Below are 16996 nucleotides of genomic sequence, written 5' to 3'. Positions count from 1 at the left end.
GCTCAGGGTGTCCATGTGCCGTAAGGCACAAGGGGATTGGTGCCGTACGGTATGTGCGGATTCGCCCCACCGGTGGACTGCTCACCCGGGATGACGATGGTCGGTACATGCGGATTTGCGCTGCCGGCCGCAGGATGCCGGGGCCGGATGTCCACCGGCACGTTGGGCGGCAGCACCACTGCACCGCCCGGGCCTGCCGAATCAGAGACCGCGACATGGTTGCCGGGGTTGCTCGGGTCGTTCATCGGCACCATATCAGCGCCCATGAATGTTCCAACTCCGACAATGACTTTCGCCGCACTCGCGGTCAACAATTCGATCATGTCTCCCACGATGCCGGATGAACACCAGCTGCGCCGCTTTCTCTAAGCGACCTCATATCAATGAGTTCTACGGGTGCAGGACGACGCCCAGCGGGTCGTCGTCGACCGGGAACGCCATGATGTCGGGCGCCCGGCGCTTCACGTTGGCTCACCCCATCCGGACGGCGCGTGGCAGATGGGTGAAAGGCCCTTGGTGGCAGGCCCTTCCAGAACGGATCCGTCGGGGGCGAAGCGCGAGCCGTGCAGCGGGCACTCCCATGCGTGGTCGACGTTGTTCCATCGCACGATGCCCCCCAGATGCGGGCACACGGCCGACACGGCGTCTCGCTTCGCACCGATCGCACTGACGGCGTGGGGATTCCAGATCGGACCGGATACCACACCGCCCCCGTCGGGGGGTGTAGCGGTACGGGAGAGGGCAGGCACCAGCCAGCCTTTCGCAAGATTGACCCCGACTTCGGCATTGTCTTTGAGTGCGGTGCCCAGCCCAGCCAGGTCGTGGGTGCTCCAGCTGCCGAAGGCCTCGGCCCAGTCCATCCGTCCGCCCAGCATGCGGGACGACAGTGCCAGCGCTGCGGCCACCCCGTTGGTCATGCCCCATTTGTCGAATCCGGTCGCCACGAAGATGCGGTCGGTTCTGGGCAGCACCGGCCCGACGTAGGGCAGCTCGCCGATGGGGTGGTAATCCTGCGCCGACCAACGGTGCGTCTGAACGGCACCCGGGTAGTGCACCGCCGCCCAGCGGGCCAGTTCGTCCACGGCGGCCGCGGCATCATCGCTGCGGCCCACCGGGTGACCGGCACCGCCGACGACAAGCTTGGTCCCCTCCGATGTCGGGGCGTAGCGCACCGATCGGGTGGGTGCGTCGACCGAGATGTACATCGAATTCGTGGTGTCGCCCGGCACGTCGAAGGCCATGCAGTAGGAACGCTGAGCCTTCAGGCGGGCGAAGAAGCCGCCCCGGTCCAGCATCGGGGTGCCGGTGGCAAGCACGCAACGCTGGGCCTGGATGGAGAAGTGACCGTCCCGGCTGTCATCGACGGCCTTGGCCACCCGCAGCTCGACGCGCAGGGGGCCGTGACCCGAGATGGCGGTGGCCCGCACTCCTTGCAGCACGGTTCCGCCGTGGGTCTCCAGTTCGACCACCAGGCTGTTGAGGAACGGCATCGGGTCGATCTGGGCTTGGCCCCGCAGCCGCACGCCGGCCTCGAACGGGAAGGGCACATCGGCGGAGTCCACCCATTCCGGACCCAGACCGGCGTCCTGGGCGGCTTCGAACACCGCCCGCGCCGTGTCCAGGCCGTGCGACGTCTGGGCATAGGAATGATCGTCTTCACGCTGGACCGTCAGGCCGTGATCGTCACAGTGCCGCAGCAGCCACTCCTGGCCCTCCCGGTTACCCGTGACGTAGTTGCGCAGCACGCCGGAGCCGTGCTTCGCGGCGATGCGGGCCAGCTTGGTGCCCTGCAGCAGGGTCACCTTGCCGGTGGTGTTGCCGGTGGCGCCGGCACCGATGTGACGCGCCTCGACGACGGTGACGCGCTTGCCGGCTCGTGCCAGCAGAACCGCGGTGGTGAGGCCGGTGATGCCCGCCCCGACGACCACGACATCGGCGGCCTCGGGCGCGACCGTCAACGCCGGTTGCCACGTGGTGGCCTCGATACGGTCGGTGGTCCAGAGCGATGGCATGCGGTGTGCTTACCCTGTCGCAGGCCGGTCAAACGCGATCGGTGAGCTGACCTCCTGCCGAACGCCACTGGACCAGGCCGCCACTCATGTTGACGGCCTCGAAGCCGTTTTCCACCAACAGGTTCGCCGCGCCCGCCGATCGCAGACCACCCGTGCAGAATGCGATGATCAGGCGATCGTCGGGCAGTTCCGCACAGCGCTCGGGCAGGGCTTCCAGCGGCATGTGCACGGCGTCCGGGATGTGCACACGGCGCCACTCGAAATCCCGTCGGACGTCGAGCACCAGTGCTCCCTCGGCGACGAGCCGGACCGCTTGGGCGGCGGTGACCGAGGGCGGTCGGCGCAGGAAGTGGCGGATGCTCATGCGGCGCGCGCCTCGCGTCGGACGTTCACCATGGTCAGAGGGCCGCTTAGCACGGGAAACACCGCACCGATGCGGGTGCGCGCGCCCAGCCCGCGGCCGAGCAGTGCGGTGACGGCGACCGCCAGGTAGAGCGCACCGTGCGCCGGACCCACGATCCTGGTGACCAGGTGGTCGTGCACCGTGGCGATATTGATCAGCAGCACGAGGACGCTGACGAATTCGGCCGCCGAGAGTATCGCGAGCGCGCGCAGCAAGGGGCTCATGCGATGTGCGATCCGGGCCGGACGATCATCAGAACCACGACGATCGTCCACAGCAGGTTGAAGATTCCGGCCAGCATCCCGAGTTGCCGAAGTGCTGGGGTGCTTGCGGGGGAGCCCAGCGCTTCACGTTGACGCGGCGCGATCTGCAGGGCGAGCAACCCACCCGCGATCGCGGTGAGCACCATCGCGACGACGATCCAGATCTCGGTGGCGCGGCCCTCCACGAGGGCCAGGATGAGGCCAACGGCTGGTACGACGAGTGCCAGCGCACCGTAGACGCGGGTGATCCGGTAGAGCACTGCGGCGATGTCCGGATTGTCGCGTTCCGGGATCCCGGCGACGGGGGCATAGCGGGGAAACAGGCTGGTGGACACCGCGACTGGGCCCACGAACAGGATGCCCGCCAGGACATGCACGGACAGCAACAGGGATTCCATAACCTTCAGGATAACTGAAGGTTATGAGGAAGGCGATGTCGCCCGTGTCAGGTACGTGCGCAGCGCGTCGGTGAGCTCGGGGTGCTGCGCGGTGAAATCCGCATCGAGGCGGGCCACCACCTCGGCGGCCCGCGCCAACAGCGCGTCGCCGCCGACCGTCGTGCGCAAGGTCGATGCGGCACCGGCATGCGCCGTTCCGTCGTCGACCAGTCCAGCCTCGACGAAGGCCGCGACGGCGGTGTGTGCGCTCTGCACGGTGATACGGGACCGCCGGGCCAGCTCGCTGAACGAGATGCCCGGCATTCCGCGGATATGGCCCAGCAAACCGTACTTACGGGTGGTCAGCCCGAGCGGCTTCAACGCCTCGGTGAACGCCGCCTCCCACACCCTGCTGACGGTGAGCAGCCCGATGGTGGGACTGAACGGAGGCGGCTCGGCCATGCAGGAAGGTTACCGGTGCCGAAGGGGCCGCCACAGCGTCGACGCCCCGAGCACCACCACCACGATCTCGGCGACGAGGCTCACCGCCGCATAGGGGTGTGGCTCCCAACCTTGTTCGATGAATCCGAGGAGGCCGACGGTACGGGACAGCGCGAAGGCAACGACGGCACCGGCAGATGCCAGCGCGGCCACCACACGCAGCCACCGCGGCCCGCCGGCCAGGATCAGGACGGCCAGCGCGGCGGACACCGAGGCAAAGACGAGAAATCCCGGGCCAACGGCCGGAATGAACCGGTAACCATCTAGATACAGCCGGGCATGCGCCACCGCCGCGGCGGCCAGGCCGGCCACCAGCACGAGATCAACCAGACTGGGTCGCCGAATCACCGCAGCTTCTCCTCTTTGAGCGCCAGCGCCCGGTCGCCCGTGGTGAAGCTGACTTCCCGGACCCCCAGCGCATCCTGGAGCTGACCGGCGGGAAGGGTGAGCGGTTTCGGCGCCGGGCCGTCGCCGGGGTGTGGCAGCGGGTAGGCCGTGGTGGTGCCGCTGTAGAACCTGATATTGCCTTCGGTCTTGGAAAAAAGTTGGTGCACATGGCCGTTCAGGCATGTCACGGAGGCGAACCGGCGCATGTAACTCAGTGCCTGCACGGAATCGTCGGTGCCCCAGCCCCAATCGGGATACATCGCGAACAGTGGTATGTGGCTGAATACGACCAGTGGGGTGTCCGATGACAGTGGCGCCAGATCCTTTTGGACGAAGTCGAGTTGGTCGGCGCCGAGGTGGCCGAGCTTCTTCAGATTCAGCGTGTTGACCAGGCCGAGGACGTGTACGCCTGCGATGTCGAAGCTGTACCAGCCGTCACCACGACTGCCCGCGCCAAAGGCGTTCCGGTATTTCTGCCCTGCGTCGTCGACCGCATCATGTTCACCCGGCACCGTGAAGATGTGCGGGGTGTTGATCCCGCTCATCATCTGCTTTACCTGGTCGAACTGCTCCGGTGTGGCCAGATGGGTGAGGTCGCCGGTGTGAATGACGAAGTCCGGGGTGTAGCCGAGGTTGTTGATCTGGGTGATGGCGCGGCCGAACGATCCGATGACGTCCGGATTCGCCGTGCCGTGGAAACCGATGTGGCTGTCGCTGATCTGCGCGAAGCGCAGACTGGGCCGTGCGGCGCCGGCCTGCGCGGTGCTACCGGCTGCATGGGACAGAACCTCGCCGCCGACGACGGCAAGGCCGACGGCGGCGCCGAACCAGGCGCTGTGCCGCATCAGCTGGCGCCGGGTCATGGACTGGGGATCACGGTCGTCGGTCACGGTGCCACCACCACGGTGCCGTGCATGAATGGGTGGATGCTGCAGAGGTAGTCGAAGGTGCCCGGGGTGGTGAACGTGAACGAGTATGTCCCGTTGGCATCCATGCCCGGTGAGTGGAATGAGTTATCCTGCGCCACAACGGTATGCGGCTCTTCGTCGCGATTGGTCCAAATCACCGTCTCGCCGCGTTCCACCTTGAGCGCGGCTGGGGTGAAGGCGAAGTTGGTGATGGTGACCTCGGTGCCGGCCACCGGGGCTGCCGACGTCGCCGTACCCACTTGCGGTGCCGGGGATGCGGCACTCATGCCCGGCATACCGGGCATGCCCGGCATACCCACCGACGTGCCGCCGTTCGGACTGAAATCGACGGTCGGATCCGGCGGTTCCGCGGGCGAGGAGCAGCCGGCCGATCCTGCCATCACGGCAGTCAGTACCAGCCTGGCGATCGCGCCGCGGGTGCGGCGCCGGGGTGCAAACATTGGTCAATACCTCCGTGCTGACGGTTTTCCGCGGTGCGGAGTGGTCACCGAGAGATAGGCCCAGGGGTTACACCCGCCGGTGTAACCCGGCCCCCTATCTACTGGTGCGCGGTCTCATCGGCCGGGCGGGACGGAAGGTGGCAGCGATGTGGGTCGGGACTCCCGGTGGCAGCGCACCCTGATCGCGGGCAGCAGCCGGACCTGCGGCTGGTGTCGCAGTCGTGCTATCCCAGTTGGGAAGCGGTGTATGAGGACAATGCGACCTGGGTGTACCGGACGATCTTCGCCAGGGTCGGTAACGCCGCCGACGCCGAGGACCTGACGTCGGAGGTGTTTTTGGCAGCGATGCGACCATTGCGGCTGACCGCCAGCGTCGCCGAGGTGCGGGCCTATCTGCGCACCACCGCGCGCACCGTGCTGGCAGCGCATTGGCGGGCCACCCTGGGCCGGGAGATCACCTCGATCGAGGATGTCGCAGCCGCACCGGAGAGCGAGGAGGCGATCAGCTCGGCGCCGCAGCGGGTAGCGATGGTGCTGGACGCGCTGCCCGAGAAGTACCGCAAGGTGTTGGAACTGCGATTCCTGCGCGGCCATCCGGTTCGGGAGGTCGCCGCCGAAATGGGTGTCAGTTTGGCTAATGCCAAGGTCCTGCAGCATCGCGCGCTACGACTGGCCGCCCAATTCAACGAGGGAGGGGCCCGATGAACCGGCGCGACACCCGTAAATACATCGATGATCTGCTGGCCGGCCGCCGGCCGAAGCCCTTCGCTCCCGACGATTTCGAAGCCGAGCAGATCCGCACCGCGATCGATCTGGCCGCGAGCAGACCCGGCGCCGATACACCGCGTCCGGAATTTCTCGACGGCTTGAAGGCGCGGTTGGCGGCCGAGTCATCCGGGACGTCGGCGCCGGCACCGCCTGTCCGGTCGGCGACCCGCAGGCAGGTCATCGTCGGCACCACCGCTGCCGCCACGGCTGCCGTCGCCGCGGTTTCGGTGGACCGGTTGCTCCTGCACCCCGAGACGGCTCCGGCCACAGAGGGCGGTGACGTAGTGCCGACCGACGGGCAGTGGCGGCAGGTCGCCGATGGCGCGGACCTGTCCGAAGGCGAGGTGCGTCCCTTCGACCTGGGCTCGGTGAGCGGTTTCGTCCGCCGGACACAGGGCCGGGCGGAAGCGGTGTCCGGGGTGTGCACCCATCAAGGCTGCAAGTTGTGGTTCGATCGGCCCGCCGATCAGCTTCGTTGCCCATGCCACCTCACCGCCTTCTCACCGGCCGGACAGGTGCTCACCCATGCGCTTCCGGTCGCACCAAAGCCATTGCCGCACTTCGAGGTACGCGAGCGGGACGGAATGATCGAGGTGCTGGCACCTGCGCCGCCGAACGAACCGGCCTGAGGGTCGGCCGCGTGCAGTTGTCGTCGCAGGCCGTGGTTTAGTGATTCGGTGAGTACACGGGGTTGGCTGCTGTTCGCCGCGATGAGCGTGATCTGGGGCATTCCCTACCTACTGATCAAGATTGCGCTGGAAGGTCTCTCGGTTCCGGTGCTGGTGCTGGCCCGCACGCTCATCGGCGCGGTCATCCTGGTTCCCCTTGCGCTCTCGCGCACCAACATCCGCAGCGTCGCCGCGCATTGGAAACCGCTGCTGGCCTTTGCGTTCTTCGAGATCATCGCGGCCTGGCTGCTGTTGTCCAACGCCGAACGCCACCTCACCAGCTCGACGACCGGCTTGCTCATCGCGGCCTCACCGATCATTGCCGTGGTGTTGGACCGAGCCACCGGCGGCACCCATCGTCTCGGTGCCCTGCGGTTGACCGGGCTGACGGTCGGGCTCGCCGGTGTAGCGGTGCTGGCCGGGCCCGGCCTGTCCGGCGGGGGAGCCTGGCCCATCGCCCAGGTGCTGCTGGTGGCGTTGTGCTATGCCATCGCCCCGCTCATCGCCGCGCGGCATCTGACCGAGGTGCCATCGCTGCCGTTGACCGCGAGCTGCCTCGCCTTCGCGGCGCTGGTGTACGCCGTGCCGGCGGCACTGCAATGGCCCACAACGGTTCCCAGCACACGAGTGTTGATCGCAACTGCGCTGCTCGCTGTGGTGTGCACGGCGCTCGCCTTCATCGTGTTTTTCGCGCTGATACGTGAGGTAGGGCCCACCCGCGCGCTGGTGTTCACCTATGTCAATCCGGCGGTGGCGTTGGTGGCCGGTGTGGTCATCCTTGCCGAGCCGCTCACGGCGTTCAACGTGGCCGGCCTGGCGCTGATCCTGGCCGGCTCGGTGCTGGCCACGCGGCACTCCGACACGGAACCGACTGGCGCGGAGGGAGATTCAGCGAGATAGTAAGACCGGTTCCCGGCCGAATTGCTCATGATCGGGGCCGAGAAACCGATTCGGCAGGGCAAGTGCAAAATTCGTACGCAACGTGCGTAGATACTGGCGGCCAAGCGGACCGGTCGTGTAGGGCAGGCCAAACCGCGCACACACCAACTGAACCCGTCGGGAAATCTGCCTGTAACGATTGCTCGGGAGATCGGGAAACAGGTGGTGTTCGATCTGGTAGCAGAGGTTTCCGCTGAGGAACGCCAGCACCGGACCAGCCTGGAAGTTCGCCGTGCCCAGCATCTGCCGCAGATACCATTCGGACCTGCTCTCATCTGCAAGGACCTCGGGGGCGAATTTGCGCGCGTGGTCATCGAAATGGCCACAGCAGATCACCGCATACGCCCACATGTTGCGCAGCAAGTTGGCGGCCGCGTTCGCGGCGAGAGTGCGGCGCCACCGGTTGCGGCTCAGCGCCGGAAAGATCAGATAGTCTTTACCGGCCTGCCGAGCGATCTTACTTACCAGAGCCCTGGTGAGAGCGGACTTGCCTTGACGAGTCGCTGTGCTCTTGAGCTGACTCTCCCAGCCCTGAAGTGCGACCCCCCACTCGAACAAGACGGCCAGCACTATGTTGCGCAGCGGCTGCAACAGATTGCCCGCCCGCCACTGTTGGTCACGGGTAACCCGCATGATGCCGTATCCCAAGTCGTCGTCCATACCGATGACATTGGTGAACACGTGATGGCGGTAGTTGTGGGCGTACTGCCACTGGGCCGAGACGCCGGCCATGTCCCACTCCCAAGTACTGGAATGGATTTCGGGGTCGTTCATCCAATCCCATTGACCGTGGCAGATGTTGTGACCGAGTTCCATGTTCTCGATGCTCTTGGCCGCGGCCAGGGTGGCCGCCCCTAGCGCACATCCGCTATTCCCGCGGCTGAGCGCTATCATCACCCGGGCGGTGAGATCCAGGCACCGCTGAAACGCTATGGCCCGCTCGATGTATGCGCGGTCTTGCGCACCGCGGGAATCCTCGATTTCGTGACGGATTGCCTCCAGGGCGGCTCCCAGCGCTTCGAGGTCCGCCGGACTCAGATGGGCATACTCGGCGACGTGTGTGATAGCCATCGTCGTCACATCCGTTCGTGGTGCTGTGCGTGGTGCGGGGTCAAGTCGGTGTGCGCGACACACTGCCGGGTAGCCCGAGTCGGCCGGCCAGTCCGCTGAGCAGAATGTCGAGTCCACGGTCCAATTCGGCCAGCCCGTCGTACGAGGCCCAGGTGGGCGCAAGATCACGGATGTTGGGGAACTGGCCGATCGGCAGTCGGTGCAGCCCGAGTCGCAAGACGTGATCGGTTTCCTCGGGACGTTCGACGATCTCTTGCAGTTCGGTCAGTACGTGCCCGTAGAGGAACCCGAACAACGCCCGGTAGACATGCAATGCGTCCGCTCCGGCGAATCCCGCCCCCGCCAGCAGGGCGAGAACCTCCTCGAGGTGCCGCAGGATCCCGGGTGGGCGCATCCCGAGCGGTGTGGCCAGTGGCCGGGTAACCAGCAGGGGCACCACATTGGGATGGCTGCGCGCCAGGTCGCGAAAGTCGTGGCCGAGTTTGCGAAGTGCCGCAATCCAATCCGTGGCCGCGACATCCAGGGACAGTTGCTCGAACACCAGCTCGACGACCCCGTCCAAGACCGCCGCCTTGTTCGGAACGTGTCGATAGAGCACCATCGGGTCGCGCCCAACCGCCTCGCCGAGGCGACGCATCGACAACGCGTCGACACCTTCCCGGTCGATGATGTCCAGAGCCTTGACCAGGACGGCGGTGCGGGTGATCGGCCCGTCCTCGCCGTCCTTGGGGAGGTCCGGACCGGAAGGACCCACCGGTGGTTGGGTCATGAATGAACACCGCCCTCACATTGTGGTTGATACGCACTGACCTGCCATTACCTGACGCTACAGCATATATCTACATCGTAGACTTACAGCGTTGACAACGCCCGCCGAGAAGAGTTGACTGGACTTCTAGTGCGGATAGAGGCGTTGCCATGATCGTCATCGTTGGATTGGTCGTTCTACTCGCCGCGGTGATCGTGGGGTTCACCGGCGTGCTGACCAATTCAGGACCGGACCACCTTCTTCCTGAAAACGTCAATGTGCTCGGCTATCACGTGACCGGATCTACCGGCACACTCTTCCTGTTCGGGATGATGGTCGGAGCTATCGCCATGCTGGGATTGAGTGTCTTGCTGGCCGGAACTCGGCGCACCGCGGCACGCGGGCGAGACGCCCGGCACGAACTCGACAGATCCCGTCGCGAGACTGCGTTCTTGAATCTGGAACGCGACCAGCGGCTCGCACATGGCCAGAACGCAGCTGACGCGGATAGCACCGGACCCATCGCAACCCGGGCAAGACAGACCCTGTTCGGCCGCTGGACGGGCGGCCGACATCCGCGGGCCGACGCGCACGGCGACATGTCCAGTCGGACGTCGGCAGTGGTCACCGCCCGGCGGTCGCCGGAACACGAACAACGAAAGCAAGGAGTCCACGATGAGCGTCGGTAAAAAGATCGCCCACAAGGTCGAAGCAACAACGGGCAGCGTGAAGAAGGTCTTCGGCCGCCTCACCGGTAACACCCGACTGCGTGCGGAGGGGCGCGTCGGTCAGATCAAGGGCAACACGAAACTAGCCGCCGACAACGTCACCGACGCCTTCGGCCACTGACACCGCTGCCCACCACTCACCTCGAAATCAGGTAAACAATCATGATCGTCTTCGGAATCATCCTCATCGTTTTGGGCCTGCTGCTGCCCAGCCTTGTCCCCACATTCGCTTTCGCCCACGTCGTTCTGGTGGTCGGGGTCATCCTTCTGGTCGTCGGTCTACTGCTGATGCTCATGGGACGGACGGGGCACGCCATCGGCGGGCGTCGCCACTATTACTAGACCTGCCGCCGGGGTGAACAGATATGTGGCCACCCTGTCCGGCTAGTCAGCTAGTCAATTACCCACTGCCGCAACTGTATTCATCTTGTTCGCGGTAGGGCGAGGTCGCGTCTGACACGTACCGAACCACCGAACAACCAAATTGAAGGAGCCGATATGGCCAACACCAGCATCCTCTTGATCATCCTTGTCGCGTGTGCTGCGATTCTCCTCATCGCAGCCATCGCATGGGTGGCCAGGGACAAACGAAATGCACGTCGCCACGTCGCCGCTGAAGAGATACGGGAGGCGGCCAAGGAGGAGGCGCGCGACGTTGGCCAGCGCGAAGCCTGGGCGGACGAAACCGCGGCCCGGGCCCGTGCCGCTCAGGCCGAATCCGACGTCAAGGCAGCGCAAGCCAATGGTCTGCTACAGCGGGCCGCCGCCCACCGAAGCGACGCCTCGGACTCGCGCGAGAAGCTCGACGAGCAGTGGAAGCGCGCCGACAGTGTGGACCCTGCCGTCGACTCAGCCGAAGCGGACGCCGCCAGGCACAGGGAACACCCAGTCCGATAAGGGCCGGTACACGGCCAAGATGGGAACATAGCCATGACAGTGCAAGAGACCCGCAAGAACGCGCAGGGCTCCACCGTTCCTGCGCGCACACCACGGTTGCGACTAAAGGCCAAGGGGCCACGCAGCGGTTACGTCGACGGAGCGTGGTGGCCACACTCCGACGATCTGACCTCGGAGCTGCCAGCGCTGCTGGCAGTCCTTTCGGTGCGACTCGGCCGCGTCGACCGCGTGTTGTATGACCTGAATGCATGGGCCAGAGCGCCAAGGAAGTTCGTCTCCGGAGAGATGACGGTGCATCTTGACGGGTACCGACTTCAACCGGAAGACACCATCGAAATTATCGGACTCGATGGGGATCGGATCACGCTGCTGGTGCTTCCGCCACACACCGACGCCGACGACGCTCACACCGCGATGATGGCCGCGGCGCAATCCGCAGACGCTAGCACCGTCACGAAACTGCTTATGACCAGCGCGCACGAACGGGGCCGGCGCACAATGGCATTCAGCGCTCAGGAGCGCTGGGAATCAGAAGGCGGAACGACGACCCTGCAGGATCCAGTACAGATGCGCAGCTGAATCGATTTGGACCCAGGGGAGACGCTGAGGCGAAGCTCGACATTCGTCTGACCTAGCGCCGTGCCGTCCGACCGGCACGGCGTCACCGAGAAAAGCAAAGTTCTTTGCGTATGCTTGTGGGCATGATCGACGACGTAGCCGCGAACCGCCCTGCAGGACGGACCAGTCGGATATTGGCCGCGATCTACACGTCGGTCGGCCAACTGGTGGGGGAGGGCGCCACCAAGATCAGCTTCCCCGTCATCGCCGAACGGGCTGGGGTCAACCCGACGACGTTGTACCGACGCTGGGACGACGTCAATGCGCTCCTCGAAGAAGTCGCGGTCGCCGCTCTGACGCGGGAAGGCGAATCGGTGCCCGACACCGGATCTCTCGAGGACGATCTGATGACGTGGGCGAACGTCATTGCCTCCGACATCACCCGCCCTGAGCGGACCCGCTATCTGCGCGCGATGGTGTCAGCACGCGTGGAGATCGTGACCAGTTGCCCAGTCATGGAGACACGGCACGAGCAGGCCGCGGAGATAGTCCGCCGCGCCCGCGAACGCGGAGAGCCGACACCGACGGTCCAGCAGATCCTCGACCACGTCATCGCGCCGCTATATCACCGCGTCGCCTTCGCCTTGGAAGTCGATCACGACTACCCACCGCGGATGGTTCGCGACGTGCTGGCCATGGCGCGCTGACCGATCGCCCCGCGGCGCGGCGCCGGGACAGCCCGTATCGCACATAAGCAAAGAACTTTGCTTTTTCTTGGCGACGGCGTACCTTCAAAAGCAAAGATCATTGCTTTTTGAATGGGAGTCCCATGCTTGCCCGCACAGCCTCGCCGTTGATCTCGCGCACGTTCAGCACGCCTCGTCACACCACCCACTACCTCGAGTGCGGACAGTCCGACGGACCGTTGATGATCTTCCTCCACGGCTGGCCAAGCATCAGCCTGCTATGGCGCGCCCAGATGAACGCGTTCGCCGACGACGGTTGGCACTGTGTCGCACCCGATCTGCGCGGTTATGGCCGATCCTCCATCCCGGCCGCCAACCACGCCTACACGATCGAAGAAGTCGTCGCTGACATGGCCGAGCTTCACGACCACCTTGGCGGCGAGCCCGCGATCTGGGTTGGCCACGACTGGGGCAGCGTCGTCGCCGGCGACGTTGCCGCACACGAGCCCGACCGCAGCCGTGGCGTCGTGCTGACGTCCTTGGCTTACCACCCCGCGGGTCATGCCGTGCAGACGGTCGTCCCGCTTGTCGACCGAACGATCTATCCGGCCGATGAATATCCGGATGGCCAATGGGACTACTACCGCTATTACACAACGCATTTCGAATCAGCAGTCGCCGACCTCGATGCGGACCTGGCTGCATCGCTGGCGTCGATCTACCGACCGGGCAACCCCGCAGGAGTCGGCGAGGCGTCGCCGAACGCGGTGGTTTCCCGCAATGGCGGGCGGTTCGGCGCCGCGCATCACGCCCCGCCGACTGAACCGGACCCGGATCTCTGGCCACCAGCAGACTTCGAGGCGCTTCTGCAAGCGTTTCAGGCTCATGGCTTCGGTCCAGGCTGCGCGTGGTACCTCAACGACGACGCCAACATCGACTACGCGCGTAGGGCGCCCGACGGCGGCCGGCTGTCGCAGCCGGTGCTGTTCGTCAACGGTGACTTCGATCAGATCTGCAGCATCACCGGAAACCGTCAAGGCGACCCGATGCGCGCGGCCTGCGCCGATCTCACCGAGACATCCATGCCCGCTGGACACTGGCTGCCGCTGGAACGCAAAGAAGACCACATTTCGGCTATCCGTACCTGGCTTCAGGAGAAGAATCTCTAGTGCGGCCGCCGCCGTCCCTTCGACTCGCTCGCGGGTGGTCTCGGCGCGGCGGAGCGGAATAGTCTTGGGCGCGTTGGCCGCCCCGGTCTCGGTTGCCGTCGGTGCACCATCGGTGGCCCTGCCGTCGGTGTCCTCGGCGTTGGGCGTGTCGTTTTCGGCCACCGAGTGGATCATCTCGGTGTGGTCACTGGGCGCAGCGGTGGCGATGTCGCTGGGTGGACGCCTTGCACAACGGTGGGGACTGCGCGCCACACTGGGATTCGCCGTGGTGGCGATGGCGGCGGGATCGATCATCGCCGCCGCTGCACCGATACTCCCCGTCGTCGTGGCAGGTCGCCTGCTCGGCGGCCTCGGCGCCGGCTGCATGGTCATCTGCGTCTACGGGTGCATCGATCAGACCCAGGATCGACGAGGCCGCGTCACCGCCCTGGCGGCGGTGGCAGTATGCCAGGCCACCGCGTCGGGCAGCGGCAGCCTGATCGGCGGTCTGCTCACCGCCTGTCTCGGTTGGCGGGCATCGATGGCCATACCGGCGGTGGCGTTGGTGATGCTCGTTCCCGCACTGCGGCTCACTCCCGGTGACGCCGATCGCAACCAGCACCTGGACGCCACCGGAGCCGTCCTGCTGTCGGTGCTGGCCGCAGCGACCATCGCCCTGCTGCACAGCGCGTCGGCTGACCTGGGCACACCCGTTCTGCTCGTGATCGCCGGGGTGGCGATCTGTGCAGCAGCTGCGCTCGTACACCACGTACGCCGTCATCCAGATGGATTCGTTCCCCGCAGCGTCGTGACCGCACCGGGGCTGCTGTCGGGGGCCGTGGTGGGTCTGACACTCTTCGCCGGCTACTACGGAGTGTTGAGCACGGCGCCAGAACTGCTTGCTCGCCAACACGTCTCGCCGCTGCAGACCGGCCTGCTCCTGCTGCCCGCGGCGATGTGCGGGATCCTGACCGGGCCCGCCCTCGCCGCACTGTGGCGCCGCCGTCAACCACTGTGGCAGACCACCGCGCTACTCGGGGTGCTCACGGCGATTGCAGCCCTGCTGGCCGGGTGGCAACCGCTGCCGATCTTCGTCGCCGCCGGAGTCGCGCTGGCCACCATCGGCTTCGCCGCAGCGCAAGTCATCCTCGTGGGCCGCGTCCACGACCTGGTCGCACCCGGCGATCGTCCCGCGGCCGCAGGGTTGTTCAACTTCATGCTCTACGGCGGAAGCTCGATCGGCCCCGCCCTCGCGGGTGGCCTGTCGGTGGTGTCGATGCCGCTGGCGTTGAGCGCCGTGGCCGCGGTGGCACTGGCCGGAGCCGCCACGAGCGTCCTTACCCGACTGCGTAGCGGCGCCGACGCGCCGACAGCGACCACAGCGCCGGCGAAATCATGAGCAAAGGGAAACCCACCTCTTCCATGGTGGATGGTGTGGTTACAGGGTGGGCCGGCAGAGAAGGCCGCCTGTGTCGAGGCCGTAAAGCGTCGCCGCGTTGGTGAAGGAGAACTTCTGTCGGTCCTCGTCGGAGGCGAAGTGTCCGAGGAACGAATCGATTTCGTGTTGCGTCGGGTGTTGGAACGGGTAGTCGGTGGAGAACATCAGCCGATCAACGGAGGTCACCGACAGCACGTGATGGAGAAGCGCCGGGTTGAGCATTCCGGAAGCGGTGACGTGGACATTCGTCCGGATGTAGTCGGAGACAAGCCGTTGCAGACCGGCGACGCGGGAGAGGCCATCGGCGCGGTCGAGCCAAAAGAGCAGCATCTCGCCCCAATGGCCGAGCACGATCTGCAGTTCGGGGTGTCGGTCGAAGGTCCCACGGAGGATCAGGCGTAGTGCAGCGAGTGCGGCGTCGAGGTGCCATCCCCACCCGAAGGTGCCCAGCGCGAGATCGGTCAGGTCCCCGAGGCCGCGGTAGGACGCGTCGCGTGTGGCGTCGGAGGGGATCTGCGGGTGGATGAAGATTGGCTGATTGAGTTCTGCTGCGGCGGCGAAGAATTCGTCGTACTCGGGGTCGTCGAGGAAGCGGTCGCCGGAACGGCCGTAGACCATGGCGCCGACGTGGCCCAGGTCCTTGGCGCGCACGAGTTCGTCGACGACGTGTTTGGGGGAGGACATGGGCAGGGTCGAGAGGGCGCGGAATCGAGTCGGGTGCTTGCTGATCGCTGCGATGGCGGTGTCGTTCGCAGCGCTGCTGAGGAGCCTGGCCTGGTCGGGGGCGAGCGATTGGGTTCCGGGCGGGGTCAGGGCGAGGATCGAGATGTCGATGCCTTGGGCGTCCATCGCCGCGATCCGGCGCTCGTCGAGGTCTTCGAGACGCTGCTGGTGGTTGCCCATGTCGTTGAAGGCGAGGCTTTCGTCTGGCTTGGGCAGGCATTTCAGCGCAGCGGTGACGCCAGGGGGCATCCAGTGTTCTTCGATGGCGATCAACAAGCGGGCGCTCCTTGCCTTTCACTCATCATGCGTTGAGTCAACCGTACCCCAAGCGAACGCTTCGCTCAACGCGCATAGAGTGAAGCCATGGACGAAGGCGCCGCGGTCTCCAAGCCCACGACGAGCCGGGCGGCCCGTCGCGCATCAACGCAGGCCCGAATTCTCGAGGCGGCGCGACTGGAGTTCGGCGACCAGGGTTTCGAGGCCACCACGGTGCGAGGCATTGCCCGCCGGGCCGGCGTCGACCCGTCGTTGGTCCTGCAGCATTACGGATCCAAGTCGGCGCTATTTACCGCTGCAATCCAACTCCCGCCCGGCGAACCGGAGGAAGCCGCAGATCATCTCGTTGACGTGCTCACCGTGCGCGCCGCCGCATTGCCCCCCGAGATGCGGGCGCTCGTCCGATCGATGTTGACCGCGCCGCAGGCTTCCGAAGCGGTCCGGCTCCACCTCGACGAGCGAATCGGCAACCTGGCCGCAGGCATCGGCGGCCCGGACGCCGAGCTTCGCGCCGCCATCGTCGTCAGCAGCATCCTCGGCCTCACGGTCGCCCGGCACTTCCTCCAATTGCGCGCAGTGTCGAGCGCCTCCGACGACGACCTCGTGCGGGTGACTGGCCAACTCCTCGCCTCGGGCCTGGGAGCGGAAACCACTCGCTAGCCCTCGCAGGTGCACGGCAACTCCAGCTCAGTTGCGCTTGCATGAGATCAATCGGTCTACTAGCCTGAAGTAGATCAATCGGTCTACCCACTTGCGCCCAGCCATGCATTCCGGCGCCGCTGAGAGAGGGATGCCTTGCTGGCCAGAACGCCGGGCTCCGTCTGCCGCCTCACCCTCGACTCCCCGCCACGGGGTCAAAGAGGACGCCAGTTCACCGGACCGCACCGCTCACCCAGGCAACCTCTGCTTCCCATTCATCGAATTCGACTGTGCGCGAGCACTACTCGATCCGACGTCGCACCGTTGCGTTCCACACTGCTCAAAACGACGCCGATCGATCTCGGTTTCTGCCTTCACCCACACCAAGAACTGAGCA

At 65.8% G+C, this 16996-nt stretch carries 24 protein-coding genes; 12 read left to right on the top strand and 12 right to left on the bottom strand.

Annotation, left to right across the window (positions count from 1 at the left end):
* Positions 1–2: 2 nt before the first annotated feature.
* From ACXPWS_RS16675 to ACXPWS_RS16635, 9 genes are all read right to left on the bottom strand, one after another.
* Positions 3–266: a hypothetical protein gene (locus ACXPWS_RS16675; RefSeq protein ID WP_458707728.1), complete on the bottom strand. Its 264-nt coding sequence runs from the start codon at positions 264–266 to the stop codon at positions 3–5.
* A 195-nt stretch (positions 267–461) separates the two neighbouring features.
* Entirely contained in the window at positions 462–2012 is a 1551-nt protein-coding gene (locus tag ACXPWS_RS16670; RefSeq protein ID WP_458707727.1) for an FAD-dependent oxidoreductase, read from the bottom strand.
* A 28-nt stretch (positions 2013–2040) separates the two neighbouring features.
* A complete protein-coding gene (locus tag ACXPWS_RS16665; protein WP_458707726.1) occupies positions 2041–2376 on the bottom strand; it encodes a rhodanese-like domain-containing protein in 336 nt (111 codons plus the stop codon).
* Entirely contained in the window at positions 2373–2639 is a 267-nt protein-coding gene (locus ACXPWS_RS16660) for a hypothetical protein (protein WP_458707725.1), read from the bottom strand. Before ACXPWS_RS16660 ends, ACXPWS_RS16665 begins: the two co-directional genes overlap by 4 nt.
* Positions 2636–3076 carry a hypothetical protein gene (locus tag ACXPWS_RS16655; RefSeq protein WP_458707724.1) on the bottom strand — a complete coding sequence of 147 codons (441 nt, stop codon included), beginning with the start codon at positions 3074–3076 and terminating at the stop codon, positions 2636–2638. The genes ACXPWS_RS16660 and ACXPWS_RS16655 overlap by 4 nt, the downstream gene beginning before the upstream one ends.
* A gap of 21 nt (positions 3077–3097) precedes the next feature.
* Positions 3098–3517, bottom strand: a complete 420-nt coding sequence (locus ACXPWS_RS16650) for a MarR family winged helix-turn-helix transcriptional regulator (protein WP_458707723.1) — start codon at positions 3515–3517, stop codon at positions 3098–3100.
* A 9-nt stretch (positions 3518–3526) separates the two neighbouring features.
* The gene (locus ACXPWS_RS16645) at positions 3527–3904 is read right to left on the bottom strand and encodes a hypothetical protein (RefSeq protein WP_458707722.1); all 378 of its coding nucleotides are present in this window, start codon (positions 3902–3904) and stop codon (positions 3527–3529) included.
* Complete coding sequence (locus tag ACXPWS_RS16640; protein ID WP_458707721.1) at positions 3901–4833, bottom strand: metallophosphoesterase family protein; 933 nt, start codon at positions 4831–4833, stop codon at positions 3901–3903. Before ACXPWS_RS16640 ends, ACXPWS_RS16645 begins: the two co-directional genes overlap by 4 nt.
* Entirely contained in the window at positions 4830–5312 is a 483-nt protein-coding gene (locus ACXPWS_RS16635; RefSeq protein ID WP_458707720.1) for a cupredoxin domain-containing protein, read from the bottom strand. Before ACXPWS_RS16635 ends, ACXPWS_RS16640 begins: the two co-directional genes overlap by 4 nt.
* Before the next feature lie 165 nt (positions 5313–5477).
* On the opposite strand from ACXPWS_RS16635, the gene ACXPWS_RS16630 reads away from it, so the two are divergent.
* Genes ACXPWS_RS16630 through ACXPWS_RS16620 form a run of 3 tightly spaced genes read left to right on the top strand, consistent with a single transcriptional unit; the run spans position 5478 to position 7648 of the window.
* Positions 5478–6017, top strand: a complete 540-nt coding sequence (locus ACXPWS_RS16630; protein ID WP_458707719.1) for an RNA polymerase sigma factor — start codon at positions 5478–5480, stop codon at positions 6015–6017.
* Positions 6014–6709, top strand: coding sequence for a QcrA and Rieske domain-containing protein (locus ACXPWS_RS16625; RefSeq protein ID WP_458707718.1), 696 nt, complete (start codon positions 6014–6016; stop codon positions 6707–6709). The genes ACXPWS_RS16630 and ACXPWS_RS16625 overlap by 4 nt, the downstream gene beginning before the upstream one ends.
* 48 nt (positions 6710–6757) lie before the next feature.
* Positions 6758–7648: a DMT family transporter gene (locus tag ACXPWS_RS16620; RefSeq protein ID WP_458707717.1), complete on the top strand. Its 891-nt coding sequence runs from the start codon at positions 6758–6760 to the stop codon at positions 7646–7648.
* Here ACXPWS_RS16620 and ACXPWS_RS16615 read toward each other — a convergent pair.
* Positions 7637–8758 (bottom strand): fatty acid desaturase family protein, encoded by a 1122-nt coding sequence (locus ACXPWS_RS16615; protein WP_458707716.1) that lies wholly within the window; start codon positions 8756–8758, stop codon positions 7637–7639. The genes ACXPWS_RS16620 and ACXPWS_RS16615 overlap by 12 nt on opposite strands.
* Before the next feature lie 40 nt (positions 8759–8798).
* A complete protein-coding gene (locus tag ACXPWS_RS16610) occupies positions 8799–9527 on the bottom strand; it encodes a TetR/AcrR family transcriptional regulator (RefSeq protein ID WP_458707715.1) in 729 nt (242 codons plus the stop codon).
* A 149-nt stretch (positions 9528–9676) separates the two neighbouring features.
* Between ACXPWS_RS16610 and ACXPWS_RS16605 the strand changes: the two genes are divergently transcribed.
* The 8 genes from ACXPWS_RS16605 to ACXPWS_RS16570 all read left to right on the top strand — a co-directional run bounded on the left by ACXPWS_RS16605 (position 9677) and on the right by ACXPWS_RS16570 (position 14922).
* Positions 9677–10195, top strand: coding sequence for a hypothetical protein (locus ACXPWS_RS16605; RefSeq protein WP_458707714.1), 519 nt, complete (start codon positions 9677–9679; stop codon positions 10193–10195).
* Positions 10182–10355 carry a CsbD family protein gene (locus ACXPWS_RS16600; RefSeq protein ID WP_458707713.1) on the top strand — a complete coding sequence of 58 codons (174 nt, stop codon included), beginning with the start codon at positions 10182–10184 and terminating at the stop codon, positions 10353–10355. Before ACXPWS_RS16605 ends, ACXPWS_RS16600 begins: the two co-directional genes overlap by 14 nt.
* Before the next feature lie 41 nt (positions 10356–10396).
* On the top strand, positions 10397–10576 hold the full coding sequence (locus tag ACXPWS_RS16595; RefSeq protein WP_458707712.1) for a DUF6131 family protein: 180 nt from the start codon (positions 10397–10399) through the stop codon (positions 10574–10576).
* A gap of 156 nt (positions 10577–10732) precedes the next feature.
* Positions 10733–11131 (top strand): hypothetical protein, encoded by a 399-nt coding sequence (locus ACXPWS_RS16590; protein ID WP_458707711.1) that lies wholly within the window; start codon positions 10733–10735, stop codon positions 11129–11131.
* Between the two features lie 33 nt (positions 11132–11164).
* On the top strand, positions 11165–11710 hold the full coding sequence (locus tag ACXPWS_RS16585; protein WP_458707710.1) for a DUF5994 family protein: 546 nt from the start codon (positions 11165–11167) through the stop codon (positions 11708–11710).
* 122 nt (positions 11711–11832) lie between these two features.
* Positions 11833–12396 (top strand): TetR/AcrR family transcriptional regulator, encoded by a 564-nt coding sequence (locus ACXPWS_RS16580; protein WP_458707709.1) that lies wholly within the window; start codon positions 11833–11835, stop codon positions 12394–12396.
* Between the two features lie 221 nt (positions 12397–12617).
* A complete protein-coding gene (locus tag ACXPWS_RS16575) occupies positions 12618–13544 on the top strand; it encodes an alpha/beta hydrolase (protein WP_458707708.1) in 927 nt (308 codons plus the stop codon).
* Positions 13545–13617: 73 nt separating this feature from the next.
* Complete coding sequence (locus ACXPWS_RS16570; protein ID WP_458707707.1) at positions 13618–14922, top strand: MFS transporter; 1305 nt, start codon at positions 13618–13620, stop codon at positions 14920–14922.
* A 39-nt stretch (positions 14923–14961) separates the two neighbouring features.
* On the opposite strand, the gene ACXPWS_RS16565 is transcribed toward ACXPWS_RS16570, so the two are convergent.
* Entirely contained in the window at positions 14962–15960 is a 999-nt protein-coding gene (locus ACXPWS_RS16565; protein ID WP_458707706.1) for an amidohydrolase family protein, read from the bottom strand.
* A gap of 87 nt (positions 15961–16047) precedes the next feature.
* Here ACXPWS_RS16565 and ACXPWS_RS16560 point away from each other — a divergent pair, with 87 nt between their 5' ends.
* Positions 16048–16620: a TetR/AcrR family transcriptional regulator gene (locus ACXPWS_RS16560; RefSeq protein ID WP_458707705.1), complete on the top strand. Its 573-nt coding sequence runs from the start codon at positions 16048–16050 to the stop codon at positions 16618–16620.
* Positions 16621–16996 lie beyond the last annotated feature (376 nt).

Source organism: Mycobacterium sp. BMJ-28, assembly GCF_054404835.1.
This window is presented reverse-complemented; position numbering and strand designations above follow the sequence as displayed.